The sequence below is a fragment of the Streptomyces tibetensis genome, assembly GCF_007655005.1.
Taxonomy (GTDB): Bacteria; Actinomycetota; Actinomycetes; order Streptomycetales; family Streptomycetaceae; genus Streptomyces; species Streptomyces tibetensis.
In genome coordinates, this window is sequence record NZ_SZVW01000011.1 from 191,901 (window position 1) to 203,693 (window position 11,793).

An 11,793-nucleotide genomic window follows, 5' to 3' on the forward strand; every position below is an offset into this window, starting at 1 on the left:
GGTCACGGCACCGCAGACACCACTCCTACGCCGCTCCCGCACCCGTCAGCGACCGCACCTCGGTCTCCGCGTGTTTCGCCTCGTCCGGGACCTCCGCCGAAGTGACCGTGCCCAGCCAGCCCGCGAGGAAGCCGAGGGGGATCGAGACCAGGCCCGGGTTCTGCAAGGGGAAGTACTGCAGGTCGATGCCCGGGAAGAGCGAGTCGGGGCTGCCGGAGACCACCGGGGACAGCACCACGAGCACCACAGCCGGGATCAGACCTCCGTAGACGGCCCAGACGGCGCCCCGTGTGGTGAAGCCCGGCCAGAACAGGGAGTAGAGCAGCACCGGCAGGTTCGCCGACGCTGCGACGGCGAAGGCCAGGCCCACGAGGAACGCCACGTTGAGATCCCGCGCCAGCAGACCGAGCCCGATCGCCACCGCGCCGACGCCGACAGCCGCGATACGGGCCACGACCACCTCGCTGCGCGGCGTACCGCCCCGACGCCGCAGGGACGCGTACAGGTCGTGGGCCACGGCTGCGGAGGACGCGAGCGTGATACCGGCGACCACGGCGAGGATCGTCGCGAAGGCGACCGCGGCGACGATCGCGAAGAGAACCGTCCCTCCGGTGGATCCCGCACCACCGCCCAGATCCAGCGCCAGCAAGGGAACCGCCGTGTTCCCGGCCGCGTTCGACCCGCGCACCGCCTCCGGCCCGAGAATGGCGGCCGCGCCGAACCCGAGCACGATCGTCATCAGATAGAAGCCGCCGATGAGCCCGACGGCCCAGACGACCGAGCGGCGGGCAGCGCGTGCCGTGGGCACGGTGTAGAAGCGCGACAGGATGTGCGGCAGCCCCGCCGTACCCAGCACCAGAGCCAGCCCCAGACTGATGAAGTCGAAGCGGGCGGTCCAGTCCCCGCCGTACTTCAGCCCCGGTGCCAGAAACGCCGCTCCGTGCCCGCTGCGCTCGGCCGCCGTGATCAGCAGCCGGTCCACGTCGCCGTGGAAGCGCACCAGGACGAGGACGGTCAGCACGACGGTGCCCCCGAGCAGCAGGACTGCCTTGACGATCTGGATCCAGGTGGTCGCCCGCATCCCTCCCAGCGACACGTAGACGACCATGAGCGCGCCCACCCCGATGACGGTCCAGGACCGCGCCGCGTCGCTCGTACCGCCGAGCAGCAGCGCCACCAGGCTCCCCGCGCCGACCATCTGCGCCACCAGATACAGAACGGACACCGTCACCGAGGAGGTTCCCGCCGCGATCCTCACCGGCCGCTCCCTCATCCGTGACGCCACGACGTCGGCGAGCGTGAACCGGCCGCAGTTGCGGACCAGTTCGGCGACCAGGAACAGCACCACGAGCCACGCCACCAGGAACCCGACGACATACAGCAGCCCGTCGTAACCGAACAGCGCGATGAGCCCCGTGACACCCAGGAAGGAGGCGGCCGACATGTAGTCCCCCGCGATGGCAAAACCATTCTCCATGGGTGAGAAGAGCCGCCCGCCGGCGTAGAACTCCTCCGCCGAGCCACGCCTGTTGCGGCTGACCCAGGTGGTGATCCCCAGCGTGACCGCGACGAACGCGCTGAAGAGCAGCAACGCCAGCGTCTGATGTTCCTGCGTCACGACCTACCACCATTCACACCACGCGTCAGTTCCTGTGTGTCCCAGCGCAGTTCGAGCGCGGCCCTGTCTCTGCGCAGCCGCGCGTGCCGTGCGTACGCCCAGGTGAGCAGAAACGTGGACAGGAACTGCCCCAGCCCCGCCACCATCGCCACGTTCACCGCTCCCGCGACGGGCCGCGCCATCAGCTCCGGCGCTGTCGTGGCAGCCACGACATAGCCCACGTACCAGGCGAAGAAGGCCACGAACGCCGGCACCACGAACCTCCGGTACCGCCGTCGCACCTCCTGAAAGGCGGCACTGCGCTGCACTTCCAGGTACACATCGGCCGCGGCGGCCCCCGTCACGCCCTCCCCCCGCGCAGGCGGAACCAGCGTGGGGACCTGCGCCCCGTCGCCGGCCGACTCGCCCCAGCCGGAGGCGAGGGCGTCGTACCAGGGATCGTCATACCTGAGCTGGCCGGCCTCCTCGGGCGGGACCGGATCATGACCGTCGAAGGGCTCGGCCCAACTCTCCTGGCCCGCTCCGCCGCCGCGGGGACGGCCCTTGCTTTGCTGCATGCCCAAGGATGGACAGAACGGGAAGATCCCCGACTCTTGTTCCCTTCGCTCTTCACCCCATCAGGTGACTAACCCGCTGGTGGCCGCACGAGTCCCTTCCCGAAGGCGTAACGCACCGCCTGCGCACGGTCCTTGAGTCCGGTCTTGGTGAAGAGGTTGTTGATGTGGGTCTTCACGGTCGCCGTGGAGACGTGCAGCCTCCGGGCGATCTCCGGATTGCTGAGCCCCTCGGCGATGAGGAGCAGCACCTCCGTCTCCCGGGCGGTGAGTCCGTCCGGCGGCTCGGGGGGCGCGGCCGGTCTCGGCTCCGGCTCGGTCAGGCGCTCCAGCAGACGTCTCTGAATGCCCGGTGAGAGGCCCGCGTCGCCCGACAGCACGCTGTGCACGGCCCGCACGATCTCGTCCCCGCCCGCGTCCTTGGTGAGATAACCGCGCGCCCCCGCAGCCAGCGCGGGGAACAGCGACTCGTCGTCCGCGAATGTCGTGAGCACCACGACCTGCGTCCCGGGGTGCTCCGCGCGGATCCTGCGAGTCGCCTCCACTCCGTCGCAACGGGGCATGCGCAGGTCCATCAGCACCACGTCCGGAGCCAGCCGGGCGACGAGCGCCACCGCCTCCTCTCCGTCTCCCGCGGCGCCGACGACCTCGATCCCGGGCAGCAGACCGAGCAGCATCACGATGCCCTCCCGCACCACGGTCTGGTCGTCCGCGACCACCACCCGAGCGGGCTTCGGCTCGGCGTCCCGCGTCATACCGGCACCTTCAACGTCACCACGAACCCCTCCTCGCCCGGCCCGGCCCGGAGGGAACCGCCCAGCAGTTCGGCTCGCTCCCGCATGCCCAGCAGACCGTACCCGGCCCCCGTCCCCGTCAGCTCGCCCGGCGAACCGCCCGAGTCGCGCACGTCCAGGGTCACTTCGTGCGGACGGTAGTCGAGCGTGAGGTGGACCTTGGCGCCCGGGGCGTGCTTGCGGACGTTCGTCAGAGCCTCCTGAGCCGCTCGGCGCACGGCCTGGGAAGCCTCGGTCGGCAACGGCCTCCGTTCACCCGTGATGGTGATCTCGGCGCCGTCGGCCGTACCGACCAGGCCGCCCAGAAAGTCCTCCAGCGGCGTCAGTTCCCCGCGCAGAGCGGAGAGCGCCTGCCGGGTCTCGGCGAGACCGCCGCGCGCCATCTCCCGCGCCGCCACCACGCGTTCATGGATCTGCTCTCGTTCCGCTCCCCGCTCGATCAACAGCCTGGCCGCCTCCAGGTGCACAAGCTGCGCCGAGAGGCTGTGGGCGAGCACGTCGTGTATCTCCCGCGCTATGCGGGCCCGCTCCGCGAGGGCCGCCGTCTCCGCCTCGGCCGCACGCGCTGCCCGCTCCTGGGCGAGGAGCCGCAGGGCACTTCCGCGGGCCTCGGCATCGAGGCGCAGGGTGTAGCCGGCCAGGGCGGTGCCAATGCCGGTGACCACGGTCGTCAGCAGGTCGTCGTGCTGGACGACCCCATAGGTGCCGAGGGCCACTCCCGCGGCGCTCAGGGCGGCGGCCGACGGCAGCCGCTCCAGCGCCGAGACGGCGCAGCCGCAGAGCATGACCAGGGCAGCGACGCGGAATCCGGACAGCTGGGCCGCGACGGCGATGATCTGCAGGAGGGCGAGCGAGGCCAGCGACGGCCACAGCCGATGCCGGAGCGTGGTCCGGAAGAAGGCCCAGGCGAGCACGGCCGCCAGCAGGACTCCTGCGGCGCAGGCCGCCGCCTTCCAGCCGCTCGCGTGGCTGTCGGAGAAGGCACCCCACAGCAGCAGTCCGAGGACCAGCGTCCGCACCGTCCAGGCCAGCAGGCACCGGGAGCGTGAGAGTCCCTCGCGGCTGAGCGCCTCCCGGGAAGGCCAGCGTGTCCAGGCGTTCTCCTTCACACGCGCTCCCTCCCCAGGACCCGGGCCGTGCCGTCACCGTACGCCCCGCTCAGCGTCGCGCCACGGCGCGGGGACTGCCCGCGCCGGGCCAGGATCCCGGTCCGGACGAGCAGGGTGCCGGCGAGCCCCAGCAGCAGGGCCGTGCTGTCCTGGTGAACGCCCGCTGCCGTGCCGAGCACGAAGAGTCCGGCCCGCAGCCCGATGCCGACGGCCCAGACGGCGACGCTCGCCGTGCCGCTCCTGCTCCAGACCGTGCCGTCCGGCTCCGTCCATACGCGGGTGGTCCAGGCCCAACCGGCACCGGTGACGAGGCCGACGAGCAGTTCGGCGCCGAGGAGGAGCGCCGAGGCCGTGGGGTGATGCGCGTCGATCATTCCGGGCTCTCGCAGCGCGAGCACGACCAGGAGCGCGGGCAGGAGCCACCAGCGGCGCTCGCTGTCGATCCGGCGCGCGCGGAACTGCCGGGCTATCACCACGACGGCAACGAGAACGATCACCAACGCGTCGACGAGCCCGGACATCGCGGCCTCCGTGAGCGAGTAGGGGTTCCGGCAGCGGGTGCTGCCGACGCCTTCGACGCTACGGAAATCGCCGGGCCACCGGATCGGAGCCTGGGTGGATCACGGGTTGATTCCCGGCCGTGCGTCTCTCCACCCGGGGGTGGAGAGACGCCTTTCGCGGCCCGAGGGCACGCGGACGCTCCGGACGGCGACCACGCGCTCACGACGGTGACCATGCGCCTCACACAGGCCGGACACAGGCACCGACCCGGTTGTCGCACTCACCCGGCCCGTACCCGGCTACCGCCCGAGGCAGGGCTACGCGTCGATCCGTGACCGGTCCAACGTGGCCGCCGAGTTGGAGATGAACTCCTTGCGCGGCGCCACGTCGTTGCCCATGAGCAGATCGAAGACCTGCTCGGCGGCCTCCAGGTCGGAGAGGTTGATCCGGCGCAGGGTGCGGTGGCGCGGGTCCATCGTCGTCTCGGCCAGCTGGTCGGCGTCCATCTCGCCGAGACCCTTGTAGCGCTGAATGGAGTCCTTGTAGCGGATGCCCTTGCTCTGGAACTCCATCAGCTTGTCGCGCAGTTCGCGGTCCGAGTACGTGTAGACGTACTTGTCCTGACCCTTCTTCGGCTGGACGATCTCGATGCGGTGCAGCGGCGGCACCGCCGCGAAGACCCGGCCGGCCTCGACCATGGGCCGCATGTAGCGGTGGAACAGCGTCAGCAGCAGGGTGCGGATGTGCGAGCCGTCGACATCGGCGTCGGTCATCATAATGATCTTGCCGTAGCGCGCGGTGTCGATGTCGAACGTCCGACCCGAACCGGCTCCTATGACCTGGATGATCGCGCCGCATTCGACGTTCTTCAGCATGTCCGTCACAGACGACTTCTGAACGTTGAGGATCTTGCCGCGGATCGGCAGCAGTGCCTGGAACTCGGAGTTCCGGGCGAGCTTCGCCGTGCCGAGCGCGGAGTCGCCCTCGACGATGAACAGCTCGCTGCGGTCGACATCGTCACTGCGGCAGTCGGCCAGCTTGGCCGGCAGCGATGAGGACTCCAGAGCCGTCTTGCGGCGCTGCGCGTCCTTGTGCTGACGGGCGGCGATGCGCGTACGGGCCGCGGCGACGGCCTTCTCCATCACGACACGGGCCTGCTGTGCGGCGTCCCGTTTCGTGGACGTCAGGAACGCCTTGAGTTCCTTCGTGACCACGTTGTTCACGATGCGGCGAGCCGCCGACGTCCCGAGGACCTCCTTGGTCTGGCCCTCGAACTGCGGCTCGGCGAGGCGCACGGTGACGACCGCGGTCAGGCCCTCCAGGGCGTCGTCCTTGACGATGTCGTCCTCGGCGACGCGAAGGAGCTTCTTGGTGCGCAGCACCTCGTTCATCGTCTTGGCGACGGCCTGTTCGAAGCCGGCGACGTGGGTGCCGCCCTTGGGCGTGGCGATGATGTTGACGAAGGACCGAAGCGTCGTGTCGTAGCCCGTCCCCCAGCGCAGTGCGATGTCGACGCCGAGCTCGCGGGTGACCTCGGTGGGCGTCATCTGGCCGTGGTCGTCCAGGACGGGCACGGTCTCCTTGAAGGTGCCCTGACCGGAGAAGCGGAGCACGTCGCAGACCGGCTTGTCGTTCGCCAGGTACTCGCAGAACTCGCTGATGCCACCGTCGAAACGGAAGGACTCCTCGCCCTTGCTGCCGCCCTCGCCGAGTCCGAGCTCGTCGCGCACGACGATGGTCAGGCCGGGCACCAGGAACGCCGTCTGGCGGGCGCGCTGGTGCAGCGTCTCCAGGTTGAGCTTGGCGTCCCGGAGGAAGATCTGGCGGTCGGCCCAGTACCGCACGCGTGTGCCGGTGCGGGTCTTCGGGATCTTCTTGGCCTTGCGCAGGCCGCCCTTGGCCTCGAACTTGGCGTCGGGGCCGTTTCCGGCGAAGGCGCCGGGCACCCCGCGCCGGAAGCTGATCGCGTGGGTGTGCCCACCGCGGTCCACCTCGACGTCCAGCCGGGCGGACAGGGCGTTCACGACGGAGGCGCCGACGCCGTGCAGACCGCCGGAGGCGGCGTAGGAGCCGCCTCCGAACTTGCCGCCGGCGTGCAGCTTGGTCATGACGACCTCGACACCGGAGAGGCCGGTCTTGGGTTCGACGTCGATCGGGATGCCCCGGCCGTTGTCCCGGACCTCGACCGAGCCGTCGTCCTGGAGGATCACCTCGATGTGGTCGCAGTACCCGCCCAGGGCCTCGTCGACGGAGTTGTCGATGATCTCCCAGACGCAGTGCATCAGGCCACGGCTGTCGGTCGACCCGATGTACATACCCGGGCGCTTGCGCACGGCCTCGAGCCCCTCGAGGACGAGCAGGTGCCGCGCGGTGTAGTTGGATCCGTCCCGGTCTGCTCCTGCCAGCAGAGCTGTGGACGGCACGGACGTCTCGGCGGTCACGCGGTTCGCTCCTCGCTGAATTTCGGATGGGGCCCTCGTGGGTAAGGGCGCGGCTTCAGTCACCGGTGAGAGGGTACCGAGGCCTGGTAGAGCCGTTGTAACGCCACCCTCGTCGAAAACTCACACTAGTCCACACTCGCATGCGTGTTCGATCCCTCGATGGAGTGAAGTACACATCACGTTCCCTTCCAGGCATGAACCATTTAGGCTCCGGGCACGTCCTCATGAACAACCGGCAACCCAGCCGGGAGGACCGACCACCGATACGACGCGAAGCCCCGTAAGACACATAGACACGCAATACGGCACATTCGCCGCCAACCGGCAGCAGACAGCCGCCTCGCAAAGATTCTTTCGAGGAAAAGCCACGAGCGGGAACGTTTTGGGGCTGGTTGGATGTTGACCCTGGTACGACAGCTCGTCGAGCTAGAGAAGAGGCGACGTGACTACTGTTCTGACCCCCGCGAGCCCGCTGACGGCCGCTGATCGCTGCGACCGCTGCGGCGCCCAGGCGTACCTGCGCGTCGTCCTGCTGAGCGGCGGAGAACTGCTCTTCTGCGCCCACCACGGTCGCAAGTTCGAGCCGGAACTCAAGAAGATCGCCGCTGAGATACAGGACGAGACGGAGCGGCTCACGTCCGTTCCCGCGAACACCGCCGAAGAAGAGCGCTGACACCTCGCGTCCGACGACGAGCCAGCCCGGCACAGGCCGGTGGACGGGCGGCTGCTTCTGGTCACCAGAGGCAGCCGCCCGTCCTCGTCCGCCGATCCGGAACAGGCTCCGCCGGGCGCTTCAGACGCAGCGCTTCAGACGCCTGCCGAAGTTGAGCGCGTCCAGCCGAGCGTCCGCATGATGTCGGACACACGCATGTACACGCCTGGGTTGCCGGCCCGACCGCATCCGGTCCCCCAGGACACAAGTCCGATCAACCGCCCCTGGGCCACCAGCGGCCCTCCGCTGTCGCCCTGGCAGGCGTCCCGGCCGCCCTCCGCCTCCCCCGCGCACAGCATGCTCTTGGCGTCGTAGGTGCCTTCAGAACCGCCCGGATACGCCTCCTCGCACAGCGCATCGGGCAGCACGCGCACGCGTGCGGCCCGCAGGCTATCCGGATAATCGCCGACACCCGAGGTGTCACCCCATCCGTAGACCTTCGCGGTCCCACCTGCCGTGTACGCGGGGTCACCGTCGGCCGCCATGGTGATGACCGAGTCACCTTGGACGGGTTCGGCGAGAGTGAGCACGGCGAAGTCCCCGTCGTTGCGGTCCCCGTCGTAGGCCGGGTTCACCCATGTGCGGCGTACGGCGATCTCCTGGCCGCCGCGGCCATCAAGCAGGTCTGTGCGCCCGGCTAGGACCTTGAGGTCTCGTACGCGCTCCGGTGGCACCCCCAGAACGTTCTCGTCCAGGCAGTGCGCCGCGGTGAGGACGGTCGTGCGGCCGACCGCCACGCCGCCGCAGAACTGACCCGCTCGCGTACCCCCGAACCGGTCACGACTGGACAGGGCGACCGTCCACGGGCTCTGGGATATATCGACGGGGAATCCACCTATGACCACGCTGTCGGCGGCCACAGGGGCACTGGAGCCCACTGAAAGGGCGGGTACCGCGGCCGCAAGGACCAGCGGCAGAAACAGAGCTCGTGCCAGACGACGACGCATTTCGCTCCTCACTCCGTGGTGTCCATCAGACACCCAGAGTGATTCACCCCGCGTCACCCCGCACCCGCGGCGAGGCAGCACGGCAACGGCCCGGTCCCCCTCGGGGGAACCGGGCCTATCCGTGCTGTCCGACCTCGCTCAGTCGAGGTAGTCGCGCAGCACCTGGGAACGGGACGGGTGGCGAAGCTTCGACATGGTCTTGGACTCGATCTGGCGGATCCGCTCACGCGTGACGCCGTAGACCTTGCCGATCTCGTCGAGGGTCTTCGGCTGACCATCGGTGAGGCCGAAGCGCATCGAGACGACGCCCGCCTCGCGCTCCGACAGGGTGTCCAGGACGGAGTGCAGCTGCTCCTGCAGGAGCGTGAAGCTGACCGCGTCGGCCGGGACGACCGCCTCGGAGTCCTCGATGAGGTCACCGAACTCGCTGTCGCCGTCCTCGCCGAGCGGGGTGTGCAGCGAGATCGGCTCACGGCCGTACTTCTGGACCTCGATGACCTTCTCGGGGGTCATGTCGAGTTCCTTGGCCAGCTCCTCCGGAGTGGGCTCGCGGCCCAGGTCCTGGAGCATCTGGCGCTGCACACGCGCGAGCTTGTTGATGACCTCGACCATGTGCACCGGGATACGGATGGTGCGTGCCTGGTCGGCCATGGCGCGGGTGATCGCCTGACGGATCCACCACGTGGCGTACGTGGAGAACTTGTAGCCCTTGGTGTAGTCGAACTTCTCGACCGCGCGGATCAGACCGAGGTTGCCCTCCTGGATGAGGTCCAGGAACAGCATGCCGCGGCCGGTGTAGCGCTTGGCCAGGGAGACCACCAGACGGAGGTTGGCCTCCAGGAGGTGGTTCTTGGCGCGGCGGCCGTCCTCGGCGATGATCTCCAGCTCGCGCTTGAGCTTCGGGGCCAGCTTGTCGGCGTTCGCCAGCTTGTCCTCGGCGAACAGACCCGCCTCGATGCGCTTGGCGAGCTCGACCTCCTGCTCGGCGTTGAGCAGGGGGACCTTACCGATCTGCTTGAGGTAGTCCTTGACCGGGTCGGCGGTGGCACCGGCGGCGGCGACCTGCTGGGCGGGAGCGTCGTCCTCGTCCTCGTCGGAGAGGACGAAGCCCGCGTTCTCGGGGGTGGCCTCGGGCTCCTCGCCGGCCTTGCCGGGGGCTGCCTCCTCGAGCACTTCCTCCTCGAGGATCTCGGCGTCGTCCTTCTTGGCGCCGGTCTTCTTGGCCGCAGTCTTCTTGGCGACGGTCTTCTTCGCGGCCGCCTTCTTGGCGGTCGTCTTCTTGGCAGCCGCCTTCTTGGCGGGTGCCTCCTCCTCGACGGCGGAGTCGGCGGCGGGCGCCGCCGGCGTGGCGGTGGCCTTCCGGGTGGTCACCGCCTTGGCCGCGACCGTCTTGGTGGCGGTGCGCTTGGCGGGACTCTTCGCTGCGACGCTCTTTCGGGTGCGCTTGGGCTCTGCGGCACTGACCATCAGCGTCACACCCTCTTCCTCGAGGATCTGGTTGAGGCTGCGCAGTACGTTCTTCCACTGAGTGGCCGGAATCTGGTCAGCTTCGAAGGCCCGACGCACGTCATCGCCGGCGATCTGCCCCTCAGCCTTTCCCCGCTCAATGAGCGCCATGACAGAGACGGACTCGGCGATCTCCGGCGGGAGCGTACGGGATGTGCTGGCCGACACGAACAACCTCTCGGAACGTTGGAAAACGGCTTCCGGCCCCGTCCGGTGTGGACAGGAGCCGACCGCCGGCTTGGGGATGGGCCGACGGCGCGGGCGGGGCCGGGAAGATGCACAGCGCCGTGAACGGCGTCCGTATTCCCTCCGCGGCTGTCACCTCTTAGGTCATCGCGTTCTCCCCACGAGTGTTACGCCGAATCTGCGTGGCCCGAGTCACACCGCGTAAGCGAACAGAAACGATCGAACACGGGCAGAACGGGTCACATGCGGTATCCGCCCGACCGCGCCACGGGATAACGACCCCTTTCGCGCCGTCGGACCCCGCAGGATCACAAGGATCCCACGGGGTCCGACGGGAGGCGGATCACCGATCAGGCACTGCCACAGGAGGGGGGTGGCACACCCGGCCGCGCCGCCCGCGGAACGCGGTCAGTGCTCGCGCGGGGCGGGCACCACCCGTTCCACCTCGGGGTGGACCGTGAGGAGTTGACGCATGGCCGCCTCGGCCGCCGCTCCGTCACCGGCGGCGAGAGCGTCACGGATGCGGCCGTGGTGCGCCAGGGAGGCCTCGTTCGGCCGGTCACAGCCCGTGACCGGACCGCCGGAGACCTGCAGGGCCGAGGACACGATGCCGGACAGGTGCTCCAGCATGCGGTTGCCCGCCACCTGGATGAGCAGGGAGTGGAACTCGGAGTCGGCGCGGGAGAACGTGAGCGCGTCGCCCTGAGCCATCGCGTGCCCCATGATCTCAACCATGTCCGCGAGGCGCTGCTGGACGTCCTCGCGACCGTGCCCCGCGGCGAGGCGGGCGGCGAGCGGCTCGATCGTCCACCGCAGCTCGCTCAGCTCGCGGCGCTGGTCGTCGCGCTGGGGCCCGAAGGCCCGCCACTCGATGATGTCCGGATCGAGGAGGTTCCAGTCGCTGACGGGGCGCACGCGCGTGCCGACGTTCGGACGGGCGCTCACCAGACCCTTGGCCTCCAGGACGCGGAGCGACTCGCGGACGACGGTGCGGGAGACCTCGAATCGCTGACCGATCTCCTCGGGCACCAGCGGCCGGTCGGCGCCCAGGTCGCCGGAGACGATCATCTGACCCAGCTGTTGAACGAGTTGGCCGTGCAGCCCGCGCCCGCGGCTGCCCGCGGCGCGACGGCCCACACGGCCCAGCTCAGAGTCTCCGCCGTCCCAGGCAGGGATCCCGACGCGGTCGACGGCGGGCGCCTCGGCGTACGGGTAGCGGTCGAGTTCGCCCGGGCTCGCGAGGCCGGAGTCAGCGGAGCGGGCGGCGGTCATCATGGTGTGCGCAAGGGTACTCACGCATCATTTGTCGGCGCCGTCTCCAACTCCCTTGAGGTCTTTGGTGAAAAGCACACGAAAGGGTGATCGCTCACCCCGTCGCAATTGACGCCTTATCGTAAAGAAATGGGCGTTCTGCGGGGAGTTGTG

The 11,793-nt window shown here is 69.3% G+C and carries 10 protein-coding genes; 1 reads left to right on the plus strand and 9 read right to left on the minus strand.

The genetic code is table 11. The features are described 5' to 3' along the window. Positions 1-25: 25 nt before the first annotated feature. The 6 genes from FDO69_RS20140 to FDO69_RS20165 form a co-directional block, all read right to left on the minus strand. Positions 26-1,618 (minus strand): solute symporter family protein, encoded by a 1,593-nt coding sequence (locus tag FDO69_RS20140; RefSeq protein ID WP_104781240.1) that lies wholly within the window; start codon positions 1,616-1,618, stop codon positions 26-28. Then, positions 1,615-2,175 (minus strand): DUF485 domain-containing protein, encoded by a 561-nt coding sequence (locus tag FDO69_RS20145; RefSeq protein ID WP_104781340.1) that lies wholly within the window; start codon positions 2,173-2,175, stop codon positions 1,615-1,617. The genes FDO69_RS20140 and FDO69_RS20145 overlap by 4 nt, the downstream gene beginning before the upstream one ends. A 68-nt stretch (positions 2,176-2,243) precedes the next feature. Then, complete coding sequence (locus tag FDO69_RS20150) at positions 2,244-2,927, minus strand: response regulator transcription factor (protein WP_104781241.1); 684 nt, start codon at positions 2,925-2,927, stop codon at positions 2,244-2,246. Beyond that, positions 2,924-4,075 carry a sensor histidine kinase gene (locus FDO69_RS20155; RefSeq protein WP_104781242.1) on the minus strand — a complete coding sequence of 384 codons (1,152 nt, stop codon included), beginning with the start codon at positions 4,073-4,075 and terminating at the stop codon, positions 2,924-2,926. The genes FDO69_RS20150 and FDO69_RS20155 overlap by 4 nt, the downstream gene beginning before the upstream one ends. Continuing rightward, complete coding sequence (locus tag FDO69_RS20160; protein WP_104781243.1) at positions 4,072-4,596, minus strand: DUF1453 domain-containing protein; 525 nt, start codon at positions 4,594-4,596, stop codon at positions 4,072-4,074. The genes FDO69_RS20155 and FDO69_RS20160 overlap by 4 nt, the downstream gene beginning before the upstream one ends. A gap of 297 nt (positions 4,597-4,893) precedes the next feature. Further along, complete coding sequence (locus tag FDO69_RS20165; protein WP_104781244.1) at positions 4,894-7,017, minus strand: DNA gyrase/topoisomerase IV subunit B; 2,124 nt, start codon at positions 7,015-7,017, stop codon at positions 4,894-4,896. 442 nt (positions 7,018-7,459) lie between these two features. Here FDO69_RS20165 and FDO69_RS20170 point away from each other — a divergent pair, with 442 nt between their 5' ends. Beyond that, entirely contained in the window at positions 7,460-7,690 is a 231-nt protein-coding gene (locus FDO69_RS20170; protein ID WP_104781245.1) for a DUF7455 domain-containing protein, read from the plus strand. A 134-nt stretch (positions 7,691-7,824) separates the two neighbouring features. Here the strand turns inward: FDO69_RS20170 and FDO69_RS20175 are convergent, their stop codons facing one another. The 3 genes from FDO69_RS20175 to FDO69_RS20185 form a co-directional block, all read right to left on the minus strand. After that, positions 7,825-8,676 carry a S1 family peptidase gene (locus tag FDO69_RS20175; RefSeq protein ID WP_104781246.1) on the minus strand — a complete coding sequence of 284 codons (852 nt, stop codon included), beginning with the start codon at positions 8,674-8,676 and terminating at the stop codon, positions 7,825-7,827. A 138-nt stretch (positions 8,677-8,814) separates the two neighbouring features. Beyond that, positions 8,815-10,350 carry an RNA polymerase sigma factor gene (locus FDO69_RS20180; RefSeq protein WP_104781341.1) on the minus strand — a complete coding sequence of 512 codons (1,536 nt, stop codon included), beginning with the start codon at positions 10,348-10,350 and terminating at the stop codon, positions 8,815-8,817. Positions 10,351-10,776: 426 nt separating this feature from the next. Continuing rightward, a complete protein-coding gene (locus tag FDO69_RS20185) occupies positions 10,777-11,664 on the minus strand; it encodes a FadR/GntR family transcriptional regulator (protein ID WP_104781247.1) in 888 nt (295 codons plus the stop codon). Positions 11,665-11,793 lie beyond the last annotated feature (129 nt).